This is a genomic window from Jejuibacter sp. L23 (genome assembly GCF_050815825.1).
GTDB lineage: Bacteria > Pseudomonadota > Gammaproteobacteria > Enterobacterales > Enterobacteriaceae > Jejubacter > Jejubacter calystegiae.
In genome coordinates this window covers 2,030,969-2,051,942 of sequence record NZ_CP138199.1, presented here as the reverse complement: position 1 = coordinate 2,051,942, position 20,974 = coordinate 2,030,969, and the positions used below count along the sequence as shown (strand labels likewise).

Below are 20,974 nucleotides of genomic sequence, written 5' to 3'. Positions count from 1 at the left end.
AAAAACCCCGGCCAGGCCGGGGTGTGGGGATCAGAAGTCGACGGACATCGACACTTTCACCGTTCGTGGCTCGCCCTGAACAATATAGGTACCGGAATTATCCACCGATGCCCAGTATTTCTCGTTGGTCACGTTTTCTACCCCGGCACGCCAGACGATCTGCTGCTCATTCACCTTCATACTGTAGCGCATACCAAGGTCGAGTCGGGTCCAGCCATTAAGTTTCACGCTGTTATCGGCATTAGCATACTGGCCGCCGGTGCGATACAGGGTGCCGGTAGCGGTCAGGTTTTCCTCGCCAGGAATGTCCCACTCGCCGCCCAGACGCCACTGCCAGCGCGGCGTGCCGACCGCGTCGTTGCCGTTGTTAGCGCCATCTTTAGTTTTGGTCAGTTCCGGGTCGATAAACACCGCGCTGCCCATCACCCGCAGGCCGTAGACCGGCTCGCCGAAGACGTTCAGCTCCACCCCGCGGTTACGCTGTTCGCCGTACAGGCTGTAGTAGCTGTTGCTGTCCATCATCCCCACCGGCTGCTTAATTTCAAACAGCGCCAGGCTGCCGCCGATACGGCCATAGTCCAGCTTCACCCCCACCTCGTTCTGCTTTGCGGTAACGATACCCGACACCTGCCCGGAATTAGTCGCATCGTTCGGCGCCGTCGATCCCGGCTGTAGCGACTCGATATGGTTGGCATAGAAGGAAACCTCTTCCCAGGGCTTCACCACCAGCCCGTAAACCGGAGTCACCTTCATGGCATCGAAGGCGGCACCGCTCTCTTCCACCCCGGCCGCCGAATAGTTACGCACCATCACATCCTGACGGCGCGCCCCCAGGGTCAGCAGCAGCCGATCGTCGAGCACCGACAGGGTATCGGAGACAGATAACCCGGTACTGCGGGTGCGGGCGGTGACTGCCGGGTGATTCATATCGCCGCCGGTATACAGCGTTTCCGGGTTCGGGATAGAGATCGGGTCATAAATATTGGTGTCGTAAGCGCCGGACATGGTCCAGGCAGAGCGGGCCTTGCGGTAAACCCCGGAATAGCCCAGGTTGACATTATGCTTTACAAAGCCGGTTTCAAATTTGCCGCGCACCCCCATCATGCCCGAGAAAGTATCCGCCTTATAGCGAGTGCTCAGGCGCGACATGGTGGCATTGCCCGCGTTATCCACCAGCTTAGGGGAACTGTAGGCGCCGCGTTCGTCGGTATGGCTACCGCCAAAGGCGCTGTAGACCGTCCAGTCCGGCGTCAGGTCATATTCACCGCGCCACATGGCGAAACGCGAGGCCATATCGCTATAAACCCACGGCTGGCTGTAGTTGGTGCGGTTATCCGGTACGTTGGGCGCTTCGGTCGCCTGGCCGATACCAACACCGATGCGGCCATTGTGCATGGTCGACTTTTCCCAGCCGGCATCCAGCGAGCTGCGAAAGCGATCGCCTTTATAGTCCAGACCGACGGTGGCCAGGGTCATACGCGATTTTTCGTCATCGACCGCGGTCTCCCCTTCCCGGTGCAGTACATTGACCCGCACGCCGTACTGATCGTTATCGCCGAAGCGACGCCCGGCATCGATTGCGCCGCCCACCCGGGAGTCGCTACTGTAATCCACGCTCAGCCGGTTCAGCGGCTCGCTGTCAGCATGTTTCGGCTCCAGGTTAATGGAGCCCCCCACCCCGCTGCCGCCCGGCGGCACGCCGTTAAGAAAGGCGGTAGAGCCTTTGATCACCTCGACCCGCTCCGCCAGCTCCATACTGATCACCTGACGCGGCAGTACGCCGTACAAACCACCGTAGGCGATATCGTCGCTGGTAAGGTCGAAGCCGCGAATACGGAAGGATTCGCCGAAGTTACCGTAGCCCGCCACGTTCTGAACGCTGGCATCGTTAGCCATCACATCGCTCAGGGTCTGGGCCTGCTTATCGCGCAGCATCTTCGAGGTATAGCTAATCACGTTAAAGGGAACGTTACGCGCATCCTGCTCGCCGAGGATCCCCAGACGCCCGCCGTTGGCCACCTGACCATCCAGATACGCCGGTACCAGCTGGTCGCCGCCCGGGGTAAAGTCGCTTTCCGGCGTGGCGGTCACGGTAATGGTGTCGTCGGTTTTTGCCGGTGCGGTTTCAGCAGCCATGGCCGGGCAGAGGGCGGCACTCATCAGCACCGCCAGCAAGCGGGGGCGCAGGCCCGGAGCCTGCGGAGTATCAAGACGCATAACGGAATATCCCTGAACAAGAAATCAAATAATAATGCTTATCATTTATAGCTGCGATTATCGATGTGTTGACACGCATTGCAAGCGGTTTTTCATATCAGGTGCCTGACCGACGACTAAATAACCTGATGAAAATATGGGGTATTATCTGAAGAGCCTGTGCCGCAGAGACGGCGACACAGGGAAAAGAACCGGTTACGCCCAGCGGCGGAAAACGAGCGAGGTATTAATACCGCCGAAAGCGAAGTTGTTGGACTGAATAAATTCCGTATCGATAGCACGCCCCGCTCCCATGATGTAGTCGAGATCGCCGCAGGCTTCGTCCGGCTCCTGCAGATTGATGGTAGGCGCAAACCAGCCTTCGCGCACCATTTCAATCGCCAGCCAGGCCTCCAGCGCGCCGCAGGCCCCCAAAGTATGACCCAGATAACTTTTCATCGATGAGATTGGCGCTCCCCGACCAAACAGTGCCGCCGTGGCCTGGCTTTCCGCGATATCGCCGCGCTCGGTAGCAGTACCGTGGGCGCTGATATAGCCGATAGCCGCAGCTGGCAACCCGGCGCTGGCCAGACTCTGCTCCATACAGACCTGCATGGTACTGCTGCGCGGCTGGGTAATATGCGAAGCATCACAATTGGTATGGAATCCCACCAGTTCGGCATAGATGGTGGCGCCACGCGCCCTGGCGTGCTCCAGCTCTTCCAGCACCAGGGTGCCCGCTCCTTCGCCAATCACCAGGCCATCGCGCTGGCGGTCGAATGGTGCCGGGGTGGCCCCGGGCTGGTCATTGCGCTGACTGGTGGCGAACAGGGTATCGAAGACCGCCGCCTCTGAAGGACACAGCTCTTCTGCGCCACCGGCCACCATCACCGTCTGATAGCCGTGGCGAATCGCCTCCCAGGCGTAGCCAATAGCCTGGCTGCCCGAAGTGCAGGCGCTGGAGCTGGGGATCACCCGCCCGCGCAGGCCGAAGAACAGACCGGCGTTGACCGCCGTGGTGTGGGGCATCATCTGAACGTAGGTCGTGCCGGTAATGTTGCCGGTATGCTTTTCGGTCAGCATGGTGGCGAATTCGCTCACCGGCCCGGTACTGCCAGTCGAAGAGCCATAGGCGATGCCGACTTCACCACTGGTCAGCAGAGGATCTTCCAGCAGCCCGGCCTGCTCCAGCGCCAGTTCACTAGCCCGGGTCGCCAGCAGCGACACCCGCCCCATGGCGCGAATGCGCTTGCGGGTGTAGTGCCCTGGCAAAGCAAAGTTTTCCACCGGTGCCGCCAGCAGGGTATTCAGCCCCTGATATTCGCGCCATTCGGGCATCATCCGTACCGCATTGCGCCCGCGCTTCAGGGCCGGGGCTATCGTCTGCCAGCTGTCGCCGAAGGCGGTGATCCCCGCCATGCCGGTGACCACTACCCGCCGGGTCATAGCATGCCTCCATTGATGGCGATGGTCTGGCGAGTCACGTAACCCGCGATATCGGACATCAGATAGCTGGCAAGCCCCGCCACCTCTTCGGCCCGCCCCATACGGCGCAGCGGAATGCTTTGCATCGCCTGACTCATGGCCGCCTCTTCCATCTCGATCATGCCGGTATCTATAAGCCCCGGCGCAATGCAGTTGACGGTAATTTTTCGCTTCGCCAGCTCCACCGCCAGCGCTTTAGTGGCGCCAATGATCCCCGCCTTGGCGGCGCTATAGTTTACCTGGCCGCGGTTACCCATCATGCCGGATACCGATGACAGCGTGATAATCCGGCCACCGTCGCGCAGGCCGATCATCGGCATCACGCAGGGGTGAATCACGTTATAGAAGCTGTCGAGGTTGGTGTGGATCACCTGATCCCAGTCATCGTCACCGAGCGCCGGGAAGGCGCCATCCCGGGTAATGCCCGCGTTGCTGACAATGCCCCAGTAGGCGCCGTGCTGCGCAATATCCTGCTCCAGCGCGCGGCGGGTATCGTCGCGCCGGGCCACGTCAAAGCTTATCAGGCGGCCGTTACCGCCCGCCTGTTCAATGGCGGCCAGGGTGTGACTCGCCCCCTGTTCGTCCCGGTGATAGTGCACCACCACCGTAAAACCATCGGCCCCCAACTGTCGGGCGATGGCGCTGCCGATCCCTTTACTGGCACCGGTAACCAGAACCGTACGTTTCATCCCTTCTCACCTATAAGCTGTTGTAGTTGTTCGTCGTCCGGCTGCCAGGTGTTGATCCTGCCGCTGGCCAGTTGTATACCCTGGCAGCAAATGCGGCCTTCAAAACTGCCGACTTTATCGTCACGCATCAGCATCTGCACGTGGCAATCCAGCACCATGCCAGGGGAAAAGTATCCCGGCTCGCAGCACAGTTCACGGCCCCCAAGCAGCATGCCGATGCGCTGATTGTCCGGATCGTACCAGCCGTTCCACACCCCCACCGTCTGGGCCATCAGCTCAATGGCGAACCAGCCAGGCAGTGCCCCATCGGGCGTCAGAAACGGCGCCAGCACGCCATCGGGCTTCACCGTTACCCGGCAGTGGGCGCCCTGTTCAGAAACCGCCACCACCTGTTCCAGCAGACACATCGGTGCCTCGTGCGGCAGATAGCTTTCCGGCGTCTTAAAATGGTTCATCGTTTCTCCCGAGAATCAGACTGGTGTTATTGCCGCCAAAGGCGAAGGCATTGGACAAAATCCAGGGGCGGGCAAGCGGCGCAGGCGCCGTCAGCACCCCGCACGGGGGCAGCGTCTCATCCCGGGGATGGCGGCTGAAATCCTGGGGCGGCAGTGCCAGATTCCGGGTCAGAATCAGCCAGCACAGCGCGGCCTCCATGGCCCCGGCGGCCCCCAGAGTATGGCCGATCAAATGTTTGACTGAACTGGCAGGCACGCTATCGCCAAACAGCCGGTTCACAATCCTGGCCTCAATGTCATCATTAAGCCGGGTCGCCGTACCGTGCATATTGATATAACCGATATCGTTCGGGGCTAAACCGGCATCAATCAGCGCCATCCGGATCGCCCGACCGGCACCTTCCCCTTCGGGATGCGGCGCCGACATATGCCAGGCATCGGAAGATTCTCCTACCCCTTTCAGCGCTACCGGCCCCCCATCGCGGGTCAGCAGCAACAGCGCCGCCCCTTCGCCGATGGTAATGCCGCAGCGATCTTTACTGAAGGGCGCACAGCGCTCAAGGCTCAGGGATTCCAGACTGTGAAAGCCGTTGATCGGCATCCGGCTCAGGGTATCGGCGCCGCCAACCAGTGCAGCGTCAACAATTCCTGCGTCGATCAGACGCTTGCCGGTAATTATCGCCCGGGCGCTGGATGAACAGGCAGTCGAGATCGTCAGGGACGGGCCATCCAGCTGCAGCGCCTGGCTGATAAAACGAGACGGATCGCCCAGTTCCTGCTGGTCGTAACGCCAGGCAGCAACCCGCTCTGCGCTGACTCTGGCATCGCCTTCATCCAGTCCGGAGGTGCTGGTGCCCATCACCACCGCCACCCGATCGCGGCCATGGCATTGAATAACGTCCTCAAGCTGCGGAGATAGCTGATTCAGTGCCGCCAGCAGCAGACGGTTATTGCGGCTGTCATGACGCGTAAGCAGCCGGGGCAACGACGGCAAAGCGCCCTTCACTCGCGCGACGGCGCAGTTTCCCGCCTGTAGCCAGCCGCTGGCCTGCTCTTCCATGCCGGGCGCCTCACCCGCCGTCAGATTTGCGGCGATGGTGGAGAGATCGTTGCCCAGAGCGTTAAGCATCGCCACCGCGCGGATCGCCGTCATGATTTGCCCTCCAGTTGTTCAATGGTCAGGCGGTAGCCAAAGGCGTGGTTATCGATAGCCGTTGGCACCCGCCGCTCCCCCTGGAGCTGATAGTGGATGGTTTCCACCAGTACACCGTCTGCGTCACGTAGCTCGCGGCGATTCGCCTTATCGGTCAGGCTCCAGCCTGTGGGGAGCTGCGGCTGCCAGTGCGCCGTCGGCCAGTAGCACAGCATAATATCGGCCAGTACCTGGCTGGCGGGAGGCAGTTTCGGCAGCGCTATCGCCTGTTCCGTTTTCACCCCTCGCTCATCGTAGTTCAGGCTGAACAGCCGCACGCCGAGCGGCGACAGTCCGGCCAAACGAAGCCGCTGTCCGTCGGCTTCCAGCACCACCACCAGCGAGTGAGTCTGGCCGTCCACTTGCGCCGTCAACAACTGCTGGGCGCTGAATGGCACGATCTGCGTCGGCGCCGGTAAGGTTACCTCAACGCCGGGTTTTAACCAGGCTTCAGGCCGCCCCTGACTATCATCATGATTGCTACAGGCGCTCAGCGCCAGGCTCAGCGCCAGCAGCGCACCGCGTAATACGCCCTTCATTCATAGTTCTCCTTGCGGTCTGACAGCGCCAGCGGCGCGGTCAGCCATGCGATAAATATGCCGCTGGCCAGTACGGTGCCAAAACCGCTGATGGCGCCGGTCTGGCTAAAGACCAGCATCCCTAAAGTCAGCAAGGTAGTGGCCAGGGCCACGCTCACCGCCAGCAGCGAAGTTAGCGGCGTCCCTCTGGGGTTGCTGAAAAACAGCGTATAGTTAATGCCGATCCCCAGCACCAGCGTCAGCGCCAGCAGGGCGAACAGATTGAGCGGCTGGCCGCAGAGCCCCAGAGTCGCCAGCCCGCCGAGCAACGCCAGTAACGAAGGCGCCACGCTTTGCAGGCCGCGCCGCAGCCCCAGCCGCGCCACGTAGCTGACGGCGATCACCAGCAGCGCCAGCGCCAGCAGCCCGCTCAGCAGCCCGCGCCAGAAGCCAAATAGCCCGTCGAATTCCGCTTTGCGATCCACCCAGGCCACGCCGTGACTTTCCTGCGCCAGCCTGCCCAACGCCGCGCTTTGGGTAACGCCGTCCACCGGCACCAGAATGCCGCTGCGGCCATCCGCCAGCGAAAGCCATAACAGACGCCAGCCGCTGCTGTTAACGCTGTTCAGCCACTGTTCCGGCGTCAGCGGCCGCTCTTCGGGAACCGCCACCTTAATATTCAGTCCGGCCGCCGCCAGCCGCTGTTCCACCCCAGGGGCTGCGCGACCGAGCAGCGCCATATCGGCCTTCTGCCGCGCCAGCGACGACAGCGGCAACTGGCGCCACCCCGTCAGCCAGCCCTTGTCCCGGGCCTGCTCCAGGCGCGGGGTCAACGCTTCAAGGCGTTCCAGCGCCTGTTGCGGGCTGTCGCCCCACACCATAAACCAGCGCTGATCCAGGCTCTGGCCGGTTAACTGACCGATGGCGCGATCCTGGGCCACCAGATCCGGCGGCATGGCCTGCAGACGCGAAATATCATCATCCACCCGCAACTGCCACAGCCCCACGGCGCTGAACAGCGCCACCAGCAGCGGTAGCCCCAGCCGTAGCCCGGGACGTCGCCAGGCCGCCAGCCACCAGACCATCAGTCCACGCAGCGGCACAGGTCGAACCGGCAGACCTTTTGCCAGTTGCGGATACCAGCAAATCACCGTCAGGCATGACGCGCTCAGTCCGGTGGCGGCAAACAGCGCCATCTGGCGAATGCCGGGAAACGGCGCCATCATCATGACGCCCCAGGCGAGCAAAGTGGTGCCCAACGCCAGCAGTAGCGTAGCGCGCACCTTCACCAGGCTTGCCAGCGCCGAATCTTTCGCGCCATGCACCATCCGTTCGGTCAGGTAATAAAGGGTGTAATCGGCGGAAACGCCGATGATGCCCATGCTCATCACCAGGGTCATCAGGTGCAGTTCGCCATACCACAACAGCGTTACCGTTACCCCCGCCAGCGCGCCGATAGCCACCGAAAGCAGACACAGCAGCAACGGTCTGGGCGAGCGGAACACCGCAAAGACCAGCAGCAGCACGCCGCACAGCGTTCCCACCCCCAGAGTGGACATTTCGTGATGGGCCTGACGGCTGGCATGGTCGCTATAAAACAGGGCGCCGCGCGACAGCAATTGCGCCTGGGGCCAGCGCTGATGTAACTGCTGCGAAAGCGTCGTCAGCCGGTCAACGGCGGCATTCCCCTGGCGCATACTGAAGGCATCGCCTTTTAACTCGCCGTGAATCAGATACCAGCGCTGCCCCTGACCGTCGACGGCCGTCAGCCAGCCGTTGTGCAGGCGTAACGCCCCGGCCCCCTGCTGCTGCGCCAGTTGGGCGCCGCGCACCAGCATCAGCGGGTCGCCGCGCAGTTCGGCCCCGCTGACGCCGGAAAAGGCCGAATAGAGCTGGGCCAGAATCCAACTGGCCTGCGCTTCTCCCCCCTGCCCCAGCCGGGCCCGGGTTGTCGGGTCTATCAGGGCGGCGCGATGCTGCCATGCGAAGCGTCCCCATTCCTTTTGCTGCGCATCGCTCATCGGCCCCTGTATTGACTTAAGCAAGGGCTCCTGCGCAAGCCTCGTCAACCACCAGCGCGCCGCGGCGTCATTCTCTTCTTCTGGCGCGGCCACCAGCCACATAAGCTGGCCGTCCAGGCGCTGCATAAAGCCGTGGCGCAAGGGCGTGGGAACCTCCTTGCCGCCCACGCCCGGCAACAGCGCCAGTACGCTGCTGTTAAGTCGGGCGCCCGGTAGCTTCAGCCCCAGTACCGCCAGCATCAGCAGCACGACAGCCAGCCACAGCCAGCCTGCCCGCCGCTGTCGGTCAGAAGTCAAAGCGCTGCTGTTCGGCATCGGTCAGGGTCCGCGGCTCGGTCTGATGGTCGCTAAAGGTGATGCCGGTGGTATCGCCCTGCTTATCGTCGAGAATGATTTTCTGCAGGAAGCGATCGCCGTCCAGGGTGATGCTGTTGAAGATTTGATTCAGCGGTGCGGCTTTTGGGATCAGCACCAGACGCCAGGCGCCGTTGCCCTTGTCGCTCAGTCGGCTGGTGAAGTTCTCTTCCAGAGTTTTTCGATCGGCTTCAAACAGCGCACGCAGCAGATGGTTGAACTGGAACATCTGGGGATTACTGGCGGCGGTAATCACCTGAGGCGCCTGGTTGCCCATAGCCTGCACCATGTGACTGTCATCCAGCACCAGGGTCATCGGGAATGGTCGCTGCTGATGCCACCATAGCCCTTTGTCGCGGGCAATCAACAGTTCGCCGCTGGACCACAGCGGCTGGCCCATATCTTTAATCTGGCGCTGTTGTTCAAATTTGGCCCGCACCACCGGCTGTTGCGCAAAGCGCTGATGCAGCTCGTCCAGGGTTATCGCCTGAGCCGCCGCGGAGCACAGCAGCAGCGCCAACATCATCATCACCTTCTTCATGCCGTTACCCCCATTCGTGCCAGCAGCACCGGCGGGCTGACAAAGCTCATCTCGCCGCTGGCGGCATCGACCGCCACCTGAATGGTATAGCCGCTGGTGGTCAGCTTCCCGCTGGCGATGTCGATAATCTCATAGCCGATGCGTAGCCGGTTTTCATACTCTTCGATCCGGGCGCGTACGGCTACCTGCTGTTCGAAAGTGAGCGGGCTGCGGTACTTCACCCGGGTATCCACCACCGGCCAAACCCAGCCGGAGGCCTTCATTTCGCGGTAGCCGTAATTCACCTGATTCAGCAGAGCCTCGCGCGCGACTTCGAAGTAACGAAAATAGTTACCGTGCCAGACCACCCCCATGGGATCCACATCGTGAAACGGGACTTTGATCTGCACTTCACTGCGAAAACGGGGATCCGTCAGCATTCAGCCTCCTGCTCCGGCGGCAACCGCCAGAAATCATAAAAGTTAAACCAGTCCAGCGGCGAGCGTAACGCCATCTGCTCCAGCCACTGCGCATAGCGGTCGGTCAGCACCTGTAGCGCCTGCTGGCGCCCTTTGCGCGGCAGCGCCTGTCCGTCAGAAAGCGGCCCGGCATGGATAACCAGACGCCCCTGCTCGCGCAGTACCGTCATCATCACCACCGGGCTCTTCAGGGCCGCCGCCAGTATAAAGGGACCCTGAGGAAAGGGTGCCAGGTGCCCCATAAACGGGCTCCAGGTGACCCGCTGACCGCCGCCACGTTGGGGCCCCACCGCCGTGCGATCGCCAACGATAGCCACCCATTCGCCCGCTTCCAGCTTCTGCTGAAGCAGCATGGCGGTTTCGGGACCGATATCGGTCACCGGCATCAGATTCACGCCGGCCTGGGGGGCAATCTCCTCCATCACCTGGCGAAAGCGCCGGGCGTGTTCGGTAAAGACCAGCGCATTAATGGTCAAGCCGGCATGGTGCTGCGCCAGCGCCCGGCTGGCCTCGATATCGCCCAGATGCGAGGCCAGAATCAGCTTGCCGCGTCCCGGATCATGGTTCAGGTAAGCTTCGGCCCCGGGGGCAAAGTCAATTTCGTGCCCGATACGGATCTCACCGCGCCATGCGGCAATTTTATTGAGCATGGCGTCGCCGAAACGCAGAAAGTGGCGATAGCTGTTTAGCCCCGCAGGCAGCGTCACGCCCAGTTGAACTGCCCGGGTTTCCACCCGGCTCAGCCACAGACGGGAAGCCCGACGCTGGTTGCCGCCGGTCAGCCAGTAAACACCCACCACCGGGCGCAGCAGCCACCCAAAGGCCCGACGCCCGAAGCGCTGCCATACCCACAGCATAAAGCGCATACCGGCCAGCCCCCGCCGCTCTTCGGTGCGCGCCCAGTGTTTTTCAGTACCGCGCGGCAGCAGACGCCGGGGCAGCCCCATCAGCATGCCGCAGACCAGCCGGGTATGCATCCAGGAGATCCGCAGGTTGTCGTTCAGGGCATCGAAGTGCGATATCCCGTCCGCCGGATAAACAACGGGCGTATCGATAAAGCGACTCGGGGTGCCGTCCCGGTACAGACGCACCATAATTTCGGTGTCGAAGTCCATGCGCTCTCCGAAGCGAACCCGGTCCAGCAAAGCGACGCTCGGCGCCAGCGGATAGACCCGGAAGCCGCACATGCTGTCGCGCAGGGAGAGCGACAGGGTTTCGATCCACACCCAGACGTGCGTGATATAGCGGCCCCAGCGTCGGGCGCGGGGAATGGAGTCGTCGTAGATCGGGCGTCCGGAGATCAAGGCGTCCGGCTCACGACGTGCCGCCGCCAGCAGACGCGGCGCATCTTCCAGCCGGTGCTGACCGTCGGCATCCACCTGGAGCGCATGGCTGTATCCCGCCCGCGCCGCAGCCCGCAGGCCGTGCATTACCGCTGCACCTTTACCCCGATTCACCGGCAGACGCAGCAAGGTCACCCATGAATGGCGCGCCGCCGCTTCCCGTAACGGCACCTGGGTCGCCGCATCGCTACCGTCATCCACCAGAATACAGGGCAGCGCCAGGGGTTCAAGACGCCCAAGCACCGCCGCCAGGGTCGCGCCGTGGTTATAGCAGGGAATAATGATACAGGGGCGGAAATCGTCCTGGTTCAGCGACATAGCTTAATCTTTCCGCTGCTGGCCACCCGTTCGGATTCGCCATCCACCAGGTAGTAACAAAAATGGAGCAACTGGCGCGCCGCCTCGTGATGCAGCTCCAGCCGCAGTTCGCTGTCCGGCATCACCGGCGTCTGGAATTTGACCCGATCCACGCTGTAGTAGCGCAGGTCGCCCGTCAGCGATTCGCTATAGGTCATCGCCCAGTGGATCTGCGCCACGCCGGGCAACACCTGCCACTGGGGGAAGTGCCCCTGGAACCAGAACAGCGTCTTCGGGATCCACAGGCGCAGCACCAGTCGCTCCGCATCCGGCGCGCTGCGCTGGAGTTCAATGGGGTTCATAAAACAACTCCTGTATCAGGTTCCATGCTCGTTTGCTCTGGCTGGTTAACGGGATTCGGGGTACCTGCCGCCAGTAGCGCGGTACCGCGGAAGGCGCCAGCCAGCGCATCAGCTCGCGGCGCCACGCCTGACGGCGACCCAGCGACCACGCTTTTTCATCGCGCAGTACCACTACCGCCGCCGTCACGCTGCGACCGCCGCGGGTCACCACCAGTACCGCCGCGTCAGCGATCTCCGGAAGCGCCCTTAGCCGACGTTCGATCTCATCCAGAGATACCCGCTGCTCTTCAATCTTGACGGTGCGATCTTCTCGTCCCAGTAGATCGAAAGTCTGCGAGCCACGAAACGCCAGGCGATCGCTTAACTGACAGGCGCCGCCGTCAATCAGCGGCGAATTCACCCATAAGTCATTATTATCGACATCAAAAGTCACGCCCGGGAAGGCGTGCCACGATTCATGCTGCCGCCGGCGTTCACGCCATGCCACCACACCGGTTTCGGTACTGCCGTAGATTTCGGCCACCGCCACGCCAAAGTCACGCCGCGCCTGGCAGGCAACAGTATCGCTGAGCGGCCCGGCGGCGGAGAGCACAAAGCGGCAGCCCGCGGGGATAAGCCCGGGATCCATACGCCCCAACAGGGCCGGACTGCTGATAAAGGCCCACGCCCTGCCCTGCGCCTGCAACGGCAGCTGTTCAGGAAACTCCACCCGCCGGGCGGCCAGGGGCAGCCCCAGCGCCATCGGCAGCACAATCCGAAAGGTTAAGCCATACAGGTGCTGATGACTGACCGAAGCCAGTACCCGACATCCCGCCAGTCGGCGCCCCCAGCGCTGGACCAGCCAGCCAGCTTCCGTATCCAGCGCCGCCACGGTTTTCACCACCCGCTGCGGCTCTCCCGTGGATCCGGAGGTAAACAGCACCAGTTGCGCCAGAGGGGGGATCGCCGGTAGCGGCGTTTCGGGGGCGTCAGGCACCAGCATGGGATCGATAACCGGGAAGTCATCAAGCGTCAGAGCCTGGTCGGTCAGCAGACCGTCAAAATGCTGGCGCTGTTCGCGCAGTTGCGCTTCGCGGCTGTGACCGGGCAGTACCGGCGTCTTACCGGCATGCAGCAGGGCCAGTAGCGCCACCAAAAAGCTATAGCTGCTGTCGCAGCAAATGGCCCAGCGGTGCTGAGGCTGATGATGCAGCCAGCCGCAGAGTCGGGCCGTGGCCACCCGCAGTTCACCCAGGGTATAGCGCCTGTCGCCATCCAGCGCCACCGTGCGGGCAGCGTCGTGGCGCGAATCCAGCCAGTCGGCCAGTGGCAGGCTAGCGGGCATGGCGTTTCACCCGCTGTCGCACGCACCACTCCACCGCAAACAGCGTGCCCATCGCCAGATAACTCAGGACGCCGTTCCACAGGGTCCAGGCCCGCAGGCTGCCGGACAGCACCGTCGCCAACGCCAGAGCGCCATTGAAAAGAAAGAACAGGCTCCAGACCCGGGTGACCTTACGGGTATAGCGCCGGGCTGCCAGGGGCAGTTCGCCGCCTTCCTGCCAGCGGGCAATGCGTTCTACCAGCGGCGGTCCGGCAAACAGCGAACCGCCAAACAGCAGTAACATCACCAGGTTAACCAGCACCGGATACCAGAGCATCAGGCGCGCCTGGGGCAGCCAGTATCCGGCCAGCGCCAGCAGCGCGCCCGCCAGTAGCAGAATGATTCCCGGCAGGCGCAGCGCACCGGCGGGCATCACGGCCAGACGCAGGGCAAACAGCAACGCCAGCGCCAGCATCAGCGCCCGCCATTCGGGGTGCGTTAGCGCCAGCCAGACGCAAAACGGCCAGCTTACCAGCGCCGCAGCACCTGAGATGCGCGAAACGGCTCGCAGCGACGGCATTAGCCTTCGCGCACCAGTTTTTCCACCGCGTTCACCACATCTTCCACGGTGCGCACGGTTTTAAAATCATCGGGAGAAATTTTCTTGCCAGTGCGTTTTTGAAGATGTACCACCATATCCACCGCATCAATACTGTCGAGATCCAGATCCTCATACAGGCGCGTCTCAGGCTTCACCTTTTCTGCGGGAACCTCAAATAATTCGTCGAGCAGTTCACATACCTGCTGCCAGATTTCATCTCTTGTTGTCATCATTCACTCCATCAAACGCCGCGCGCTGAATTTTGCGCAGCGATAAATTCGGCCAGGGTCGCTACTGAATAAAAGTGCTGGCGCATTTGATCATTCTCGGCGGACAGCACCACGCCATAGCGATTTTTCACTGCCAGCCCCAGTTCCAGCGCATCAATAGAATCCAGCCCCAGGCCGTCTCCAAACAGTGGCGCCTGGGTTTCAATATCCTCCACGCCTGTCTCTTCCAGATTGAGGGTATCGATGATGAGTTGTTTAATTTCAGCAAATAAGGATTCCATACGTGTTCCGGTATTAACGGGTCACAGGCAATGCCTGTTCCAGATAGCGGGTGAGACGCCGCGCCGCGCGGCTGCTGGCTTCGTCCCCCGCCAGATAAATTCGACTGTCGATGCGCGAACGCACCGAGACAACGACTTTGGGTTTACGCGCCGGGACCTGATACCAGCGGCTCTGTTTATCCAGCCAGCGGGTATTGCAGTCAATATGCACCAGCCGCAGCGGGCAGCCGCTGCGTACGGCAATATTGGCGGCGCCGCGCTGGGCTCTGAAGGGCTGACCTGGCCGGGTGCGGGTGCCTTCGGGAAAAATCAGGATAGACTCCCCCGCCGCCAGCCGCTGGCGACTTTCCGCCAACAGCGTTTCACCCTGGCTGTTAATCAGATAATCCGCGGCGCGGATCACACCACGCATAAAAATATTGCCCGTCAGGCTTGCCTTCACCAGGCAGCCCACCTGCGGCATTTGTGAGGCGATAAAAACATAGTCCAGAAGCGTAGGATGGTTGGCGACAATCAGCGTTCCGCGCTCTTCACGCAACAGCGCGCTATTCTCAAAATGGTAGTCGAAGACGCCCAACCAGCGGCCATGACGCAGAAAAAAACGGAAGCTGGCAGACACTGCCCGACGCGCCAGGTTACGACGCCGGAGCCTGTCGCGCACTGTCAGGTTCAGCAAATTGAAGCCGAACAGCGCCATCAGGAAGCCCCCCAGGCCGAACAGAACAAACAGCCAGCCGGTCATCGCCACGCGCCAGCACCAGTTCAGGCGCTGCATCACGACGTCACGCTCCAGCGCCATGCCAGGCGTTCACCGGCCAGGCAAAAGGCGCGTTCTCCCCCCAGCCAGGCGCGCAGGAATGCCAGTCCCTGAGGTAAGCTCCCCGGCGGTATCTGGCCACGGGGTTCGCTCTGGCAGCTCAACCCGCCGCCGGACGCCAGTACCAGCCCGACGGCCCAGGGGAAATAAGGCTCGCTCACGCTGCTTTGATAAAATTCCGGGACAGCGCCGTCAAAATCCACCAGCAGTACCTGGCGGTAACCGGCATGGTGCAGCGTCGCCACTTCCAGCAGCGCCTGCTGGAAGGTATCGGCGCCTGCGCAGACCGAAGAAGAGACCAGCGGCGCCTTTGCGGCAATGGTCAGGCTACCAACCGCGGCGTTGTGGACCGACATGGCGAAGTCGGTGGGCGACAGTGGTTGCTGCTGCGCCAGCGCGCTCAGGATGCGGTAGTTGCGTTCCAGCTCGCCGTGGCGGCTGGCGAAGACCACGGCATCCACCGACTGGCGCGCCATCAGCGCCAGGCCGCACTCAACGGCCTGACGGCTGCCGGAAGCAAGACGCCGCGCCGTCATCATCGGCAAATAGCGACTCTTTGCCAGCATAGCGGTGGCGTCGATAGCGCCATCGCCCGCCGCCCACGCCAGCCACGCCTGCGGCTCAGCGAGCCCCGGCGCACTGGCCTGCCAGTCCACAACAGTAAAAGCTAACTTCATTTCTCTACCAAAGTTTCAGGAAGGGAACTCATTATCAGACACAGCATAGAAGATATAGCAGAGCTCCGTGCCGGACAGCCATCGCATTATTCCCAAACCCGGATACATCGCACGACGGGGTAAGCTGCCCGCATTCACGGTCAGTTATCGGCGATGATTAAAGGTTAAACAGCATTATACGGTATGCATTTCAGACACTTCGCCCGACGCGATACGCCGGGCGATAATAACAAACCCCAGGCCCCGAATGCACTCTTAATAGCGAAGTTAGCTGGGGTTAACCTAAAAAGAAACGGGCAAATTCTTACTCGTCTTCAGGCCTGTTACCCTCTTCCTGGAGTTCTTCTCGCATCGCCTGCAGCGCTTCGCGGGTCAGTTGCGCCAGGGTCCGCCAGAACGGCGTGGTGGCACAGGCTTCGACCTTACCGAGGAAGCTATCGCTCCAGGGCAGCAGCCAGACGGCAAACAGCGTTTCCAGCGCCCGGCTCTCCGGCTCGGCGTTATCCTCAAACCAGGAACCCGCCAGCAGCAGCGCGCCGAAGTGTTCGGCTGGCCCTTCTCCCAGCGGCATGCCCTGACCGTCCAGGAAGTCGCGCACCTCCTGCTCGCTGCCCCCTTCGACCCAGGCGGAACGCAGCGGCGACACCTGGCAGGCTTCGCCGACGAACAGCGCGTTGTAGTCCTGCGCCAGCAGCCCGGCATCGCAGTTTTTCTGCAACCGCTCCAGCAGGTCATCCTGCTGGAGCGGCCAGTGCTGCACCAGTTTGCCTTCGCTGATGAGCTGGTAGAGGGGCTCCAGCAGCGGATCCTGGGGCTGGCGGTAGAAAAGCGAGCCCAGCACGCGGCAGAGCATTGAAAAATCGTTCATAAAGGCTTCCGTTGTCGTTTCAGAGTTCGGCCAGTTCCGGAATTGGCGCCCGTCCACGGGATTCGAGAAAATCGAGCAGACGACGGGGCGAAACGTTCAGGATTCGCTCCTCCGGGAAATTGACTTCATGCAGTATTTTACGACATTCCGTGAAATCGCCCAGCGTAAATGCAGTATGCGAGTCCGATCCCAGCGCCAGCCACCCACCGGCATCGCGAACCGCTTCGGCAATCGCCCGACAGTTCGGGGCGCTGCCCTTACGGGAGTGAGTAAAAGAGGAGTTATTCAGTTCCAGCGCCACCTGATATTTCGCCGCCGCTTGCGCAATGGCGGGAATATCGACCGGGAACTTCGGGTTGCCCGGGTGGCTGATAATATGCACCTCGCCAGCGGCCATGGCGGCAATCATGGCCTGGGTGTGGCTCTCTTTATCGCGGGGCGGGAACACCGGCTCATGGAAACCGGCGACGATCAGGTCCAGGGCATCCAGCATCGGCCCGGTACAGTCGATCTCGCCATCGGTGTTTTTGATGTTGGCCTCAATGCCGCGCAGGATCCCTACACCATCCACCACTCGCGGCCAGATACGCATGTTCATAAAGTGCCAGTAGTGCGGGGCATCCGCCATGTCGGGGCCATGATCGGTAATGGCGAAGAGCTTAATGCCGCGGGATTGTGCTGTGGCGATATAGTCATGCAGGGTGCTGTAGGCGTGGGTGCTGGCGACGGTATGCATATGCAGGTCTACGGGATACATGTCTCTCTCCATTTTGCCGTTTTGTTCAGGATAACAGCTATTGGCTCCCGTTTTTAGTCCGGCGCCCGGAGCCGGGCGCCGGATTGCGCCATTAATAGCCGCGCAGGCGGTCCACCTGACCGCCTGGATTTTCACCTCTTTCCAGCTTCGAGAGCGTGTCGGCTATCCAGGCTATCGCCTGGGCGGGCAGCGTGACGGCCGCCACGTGAGGCGTAATAGCAACCCGTGGATGGGCCCAGAGAGGACTTTCACCAGGCAGCGGCTCCCGGGAGAAGACATCCAGCATCGCCCCTTTTAACTGACCGCTGTCCAGCGCCGCCAGCAGGGAGTCTTCCTCAAGATGAGCGCCGCGGGCCAGGTTCAGGACATAGGCCCCCTGCGGAAGCTGCGCCAGAAGTGCGCGATTGATGATGCCAACGGTCTGGGGAGTATTGGGCAGCAGGTTTATCAGCACCCGGGTGCCTTTCAGGAATACCGGAAGCTCATCATTTCCGGCAAAACTGACCACGTCGGGATACTGTTTACGGCTGCGGCTCCAGCAGCGTACCGGGAATCCCCACGCCGTCAGGCTTGCGGCCACCTGCCCTCCCAAAACACCAGCCCCCAGGATGCCGATGGTAAATTCTTCATGGGAATACGCCGGGAGCGGTTGCCAGAGCCCCTGCTGCTTCTGGGTTTGATAATCATCGAAGCGCCGGAACCAGTGCAGCACCTGGCTGACGGCATACTCCTGCATCTGACGCCCCATACCGGTGTCTTCCAGTCGGAACAGCGGCACGTTGACGGGCAGCATTTCCGGATGCGCTTCCAACTCGCTCAGGATAGCATCGACGCCGGCTCCCAGCACAAAGACCGCCTTCAGGCCCGGGCGCCCGCTCAGCATTTCCACTGGTGGCTGCCACACCAGCGCGTAGTCGGCGGGCCGTTCATCACCCGGCGCCCATGCCCGAATGCGCGCATCGGGCAGCGCCTGTTGCAAGCGTTCGATCCAATATTGCGTGTCGAAAGTCGGATGGTAAAACAGGATATCCATACAGTCTCCCGGTTCCAGGGTTGTTATTGAGGTGTGACGGTACTCTAGCACAGCTGACTTTGTCGCTGCTGGCGGTGTTTTTTTATTCACCCTGCGGCGGTGGGAAACGATATTTGCGCTTTTAATCAACAAACTGGACGAAGTTTAGCTGAACGCACCACTGCGTCAGAAATTTACGTTGACGTCACTTAGCCTTTCCCCTACATTAGCGCCCGTTCCGACGAGAGTGGGAACGACAATTTGGTGAGGTGTCCGAGAGGCTGAAGGAGCACGCCTGGAAAGTGTGTATACGGCAACGTATCGAGGGTTCGAATCCCTCCCTCACCGCCATATTTAAAGAGAGAGCCCGGGTTAACCCCCGGGCTTTTTCGTTTATGTGGTGCTGATGCTAACTCAATTTCATGCCACCCAGGCCATTGATAATAAGAGAGCCCAGCGACTTAATGCCCAGCTTTCGCATTGCATTAATTTTATGCACGCTCACCGACTTCTCAGTGATGGAGAAGACCGAAGAAACCTCCTTAACCGATATCCCCTGAGCCAGTCGGCTAATCACCATCAGCTCTTTCTGAGTCAACAGCCGATTTGAAGGAATAGCTGAAAATCCGCAGGAGCGAGGCGATTCCCGACGGAAAGCCCGGCTAAATAGTCGGTTCAATTGATCTAATGAACTATCTTTCGCGACAAAAAACGACAAATTCATGAGCTCGTGGGGATAACAGCGTAGCCATATCGGTAATCCTCCCCAGACAATTAACGGTTTATCCCGATGATGCTGATAATAGGTTTCAATGAAACTGATATTCGGCGTAAATAGCCGTGCCGGATTGCACAAATCGGCAATAACAACATCAAAATCCACGCACAGAATTGCCGCATAGAGCTCCGCTTCTGTTTTGGGACAGCAGATCACAGAGACTGATTTAAAATATCTCTTTAAATATGCATCAAGGCTAAAACGAATAAGCTCGCAAGGCTCATAGATAATAACCGATATAACTTTCTGCATATAATATCCCTCTAACGAATTTACCACCGCGAAACCTGTCATAAAAGACGATCAGGTAGCAGGCGAAACTTTCAATATATAAGTTCCTTTATATGTGCCGAGCGGATAGTTTTCGACCGTTTTTTCTGATTTAAAGGAAATCTTTGGCCCATAATTCAAATCATCGACCTGACCGATATCGGAATAAACTTTTTGATTATTGAGATCAAAATTGGTAACAGCCGTTCCCCCATCAGCGCGCTGCCAGAGGGTATTCAGCTTCATAAGGTCGCCATTCTCTGAGAGCAGCGATTTATTCGCCGGCGACTCAAGAGATAACTTAACCGAGCTGGCATTACCAATAAAAATAAAAGCTGGCGTAGTGCCTTCCATATAACCGCCGACCTCAGAAAGTTGCAGCATAATGCTGCCATTAGTCACATCCTTGTTACCAACATAAACTCTGACGCTGGTTTCGACCTTTGCCTCGACATCAATATTCGTTTTTACCGTTACGGCACACCAGGCGCTACTACTGACGCAAAGCAGAGCCGCTAAGAATTTATTCATCATAGAACCGTTCCCTATTTATAACTCCGGCGTAACCACAGCCGTTAACGTGTCGGACAAACGCGATCCAGCGATGATGTCATGCGTGTCCTTACCTGCCACAGAGACTTTTATCGTCAGGACATCCGTGGCCAGGAGCCCTGATGGAATCACGCCGCGATAAATATCCGCCGGACCTATCGCCCTGCCCGCAATGGCGACCTGATAGGGAACATATTTATCTTCCAGCGAGGATTTAAGTAAGAACCGATCGCTATGCTTATGTGAAGATTCGAACTGCAGGGTATATGCCAGGGCCTCCATCGTCGCCCGCTGAGTTTTCGCGACCGTCAACTGCGTCTCTGTACTGGCGTCATTAAAGGGTCCGACGTCCCCTAAGACTAAAGCCGTACGCCGCGTAAAAGAGGCCATTAGCGTTGGCTGGTCAGACAATATCGACGACAGATCGACATACAGCGAATCAACGCCAAGCAGCTTATCCTCTGAGTAAAAGCTCAGGTTGCCTAATAATATTCGCTGATTCAGCAACGCTGAAGAAGCTGCGGGTATTTGTTCAGGTGTCACACGGGCAGCGTGCTCCTGGACTTTAACTCCCAGGAACCCACTGGCACTTTCCAACGTATCGCCGCAAACCAGCGTTTTCCCCCGCCGATCGTCAGTACTGACAGCGACCATTGGGATCTTAATCGCCTCCAGCTCGCTGCTCCCCCCCAATATTCCATTACGGCATTCCCCTTTACCCGCGGCCTGTAGCCTAACCATCAGACGGGTGCCGGCCTCTGCGCGACGCGCGAGTACACCAGACCCCCACTGTGCATTTCCTCCCTCCTGAATGATCTGAACCGTCTGGCCGGGCTGAACACGGAATACCAGATCGTCAGCCCCGGAGAATGCGGAATATGACAGTAAAACCACACCACACAGTAGCGGCCTCATCC

Annotated in this window: 23 protein-coding genes and 1 tRNA gene; 1 reads left to right on the top strand and 23 read right to left on the bottom strand. The window is 60.3% G+C overall.

Annotation, left to right across the window (positions count from 1 at the left end; genetic code table 11):
- Positions 1-30 precede the first annotated feature (30 nt).
- The 20 genes from SCU88_RS09425 to ghrA form a co-directional block, all read right to left on the bottom strand.
- On the bottom strand, positions 31-2,217 hold the full coding sequence (locus SCU88_RS09425; RefSeq protein ID WP_175339851.1) for a TonB-dependent siderophore receptor: 2,187 nt from the start codon (positions 2,215-2,217) through the stop codon (positions 31-33).
- Between the two features lie 195 nt (positions 2,218-2,412).
- Entirely contained in the window at positions 2,413-3,642 is a 1,230-nt protein-coding gene (locus SCU88_RS09420; RefSeq protein ID WP_175339850.1) for a beta-ketoacyl-ACP synthase, read from the bottom strand.
- Positions 3,639-4,370, bottom strand: a complete 732-nt coding sequence (locus SCU88_RS09415) for a 3-ketoacyl-ACP reductase FabG2 (RefSeq protein ID WP_175339849.1) — start codon at positions 4,368-4,370, stop codon at positions 3,639-3,641. The genes SCU88_RS09420 and SCU88_RS09415 overlap by 4 nt, the downstream gene beginning before the upstream one ends.
- Positions 4,367-4,825, bottom strand: coding sequence for a 3-hydroxy-fatty acyl-ACP dehydratase (locus SCU88_RS09410; RefSeq protein WP_175339848.1), 459 nt, complete (start codon positions 4,823-4,825; stop codon positions 4,367-4,369). Before SCU88_RS09410 ends, SCU88_RS09415 begins: the two co-directional genes overlap by 4 nt.
- Positions 4,812-5,978 (bottom strand): beta-ketoacyl-ACP synthase, encoded by a 1,167-nt coding sequence (locus SCU88_RS09405; protein WP_175339847.1) that lies wholly within the window; start codon positions 5,976-5,978, stop codon positions 4,812-4,814. Before SCU88_RS09405 ends, SCU88_RS09410 begins: the two co-directional genes overlap by 14 nt.
- On the bottom strand, positions 5,975-6,556 hold the full coding sequence (locus SCU88_RS09400) for a DUF3261 domain-containing protein (RefSeq protein WP_175339846.1): 582 nt from the start codon (positions 6,554-6,556) through the stop codon (positions 5,975-5,977). The genes SCU88_RS09405 and SCU88_RS09400 overlap by 4 nt, the downstream gene beginning before the upstream one ends.
- Positions 6,553-8,871 carry an MMPL family transporter gene (locus SCU88_RS09395; RefSeq protein WP_175339845.1) on the bottom strand — a complete coding sequence of 773 codons (2,319 nt, stop codon included), beginning with the start codon at positions 8,869-8,871 and terminating at the stop codon, positions 6,553-6,555. The genes SCU88_RS09400 and SCU88_RS09395 overlap by 4 nt, the downstream gene beginning before the upstream one ends.
- The gene (locus tag SCU88_RS09390; RefSeq protein ID WP_175339844.1) at positions 8,843-9,451 is read right to left on the bottom strand and encodes an outer-membrane lipoprotein carrier protein LolA; all 609 of its coding nucleotides are present in this window, start codon (positions 9,449-9,451) and stop codon (positions 8,843-8,845) included. Before SCU88_RS09390 ends, SCU88_RS09395 begins: the two co-directional genes overlap by 29 nt.
- Complete coding sequence (locus tag SCU88_RS09385) at positions 9,448-9,870, bottom strand: acyl-CoA thioesterase (protein ID WP_138096973.1); 423 nt, start codon at positions 9,868-9,870, stop codon at positions 9,448-9,450. Before SCU88_RS09385 ends, SCU88_RS09390 begins: the two co-directional genes overlap by 4 nt.
- On the bottom strand, positions 9,864-11,570 hold the full coding sequence (locus SCU88_RS09380) for a glycosyltransferase (RefSeq protein ID WP_175339843.1): 1,707 nt from the start codon (positions 11,568-11,570) through the stop codon (positions 9,864-9,866). Before SCU88_RS09380 ends, SCU88_RS09385 begins: the two co-directional genes overlap by 7 nt.
- Positions 11,561-11,911 (bottom strand): hydroxymyristoyl-ACP dehydratase, encoded by a 351-nt coding sequence (locus SCU88_RS09375; protein ID WP_175339842.1) that lies wholly within the window; start codon positions 11,909-11,911, stop codon positions 11,561-11,563. The genes SCU88_RS09380 and SCU88_RS09375 overlap by 10 nt, the downstream gene beginning before the upstream one ends.
- Positions 11,898-13,235, bottom strand: coding sequence for an AMP-binding protein (locus tag SCU88_RS09370; RefSeq protein ID WP_175339841.1), 1,338 nt, complete (start codon positions 13,233-13,235; stop codon positions 11,898-11,900). The genes SCU88_RS09375 and SCU88_RS09370 overlap by 14 nt, the downstream gene beginning before the upstream one ends.
- Positions 13,225-13,794, bottom strand: coding sequence for a hypothetical protein (locus SCU88_RS09365; RefSeq protein WP_175339840.1), 570 nt, complete (start codon positions 13,792-13,794; stop codon positions 13,225-13,227). Before SCU88_RS09365 ends, SCU88_RS09370 begins: the two co-directional genes overlap by 11 nt.
- Positions 13,794-14,045 carry an acyl carrier protein gene (locus SCU88_RS09360; protein WP_138099221.1) on the bottom strand — a complete coding sequence of 84 codons (252 nt, stop codon included), beginning with the start codon at positions 14,043-14,045 and terminating at the stop codon, positions 13,794-13,796. Before SCU88_RS09360 ends, SCU88_RS09365 begins: the two co-directional genes overlap by 1 nt.
- A gap of 11 nt (positions 14,046-14,056) precedes the next feature.
- The gene (locus SCU88_RS09355) at positions 14,057-14,326 is read right to left on the bottom strand and encodes a phosphopantetheine-binding protein (RefSeq protein WP_138096962.1); all 270 of its coding nucleotides are present in this window, start codon (positions 14,324-14,326) and stop codon (positions 14,057-14,059) included.
- Between the two features lie 13 nt (positions 14,327-14,339).
- Positions 14,340-15,125, bottom strand: coding sequence for a lysophospholipid acyltransferase family protein (locus SCU88_RS09350; protein ID WP_138096960.1), 786 nt, complete (start codon positions 15,123-15,125; stop codon positions 14,340-14,342).
- The gene (locus SCU88_RS09345) at positions 15,101-15,820 is read right to left on the bottom strand and encodes a beta-ketoacyl synthase chain length factor (protein ID WP_175339839.1); all 720 of its coding nucleotides are present in this window, start codon (positions 15,818-15,820) and stop codon (positions 15,101-15,103) included. Before SCU88_RS09345 ends, SCU88_RS09350 begins: the two co-directional genes overlap by 25 nt.
- Positions 15,821-16,124: 304 nt before the next feature.
- Positions 16,125-16,688, bottom strand: coding sequence for a TorD/DmsD family molecular chaperone (locus SCU88_RS09340; protein ID WP_138096956.1), 564 nt, complete (start codon positions 16,686-16,688; stop codon positions 16,125-16,127).
- Between the two features lie 19 nt (positions 16,689-16,707).
- Positions 16,708-17,445, bottom strand: coding sequence for a PHP domain-containing protein (locus SCU88_RS09335; protein ID WP_175339838.1), 738 nt, complete (start codon positions 17,443-17,445; stop codon positions 16,708-16,710).
- Positions 17,446-17,536: 91 nt separating this feature from the next.
- Entirely contained in the window at positions 17,537-18,478 is a 942-nt protein-coding gene (gene ghrA, locus SCU88_RS09330; protein ID WP_175339837.1) for a glyoxylate/hydroxypyruvate reductase GhrA, read from the bottom strand.
- 242 nt (positions 18,479-18,720) lie between these two features.
- Between ghrA and SCU88_RS09325 the strand changes: the two genes are divergently transcribed.
- Positions 18,721-18,808, top strand: a tRNA-Ser gene (locus SCU88_RS09325).
- 58 nt (positions 18,809-18,866) lie between these two features.
- Here SCU88_RS09325 and SCU88_RS09320 read toward each other — a convergent pair.
- Genes SCU88_RS09320 through SCU88_RS09310 form a run of 3 tightly spaced genes read right to left on the bottom strand, consistent with a single transcriptional unit; the run spans position 18,867 to position 20,972 of the window.
- The gene (locus tag SCU88_RS09320) at positions 18,867-19,487 is read right to left on the bottom strand and encodes a LuxR C-terminal-related transcriptional regulator (RefSeq protein ID WP_175339836.1); all 621 of its coding nucleotides are present in this window, start codon (positions 19,485-19,487) and stop codon (positions 18,867-18,869) included.
- Positions 19,488-19,538: 51 nt separating this feature from the next.
- Positions 19,539-20,039, bottom strand: coding sequence for a hypothetical protein (locus SCU88_RS09315; RefSeq protein WP_175339835.1), 501 nt, complete (start codon positions 20,037-20,039; stop codon positions 19,539-19,541).
- A 15-nt stretch (positions 20,040-20,054) separates the two neighbouring features.
- A complete protein-coding gene (locus SCU88_RS09310) occupies positions 20,055-20,972 on the bottom strand; it encodes a hypothetical protein (protein ID WP_175339834.1) in 918 nt (305 codons plus the stop codon).
- Between the last annotated feature and the right edge of the window lie 2 nt (positions 20,973-20,974).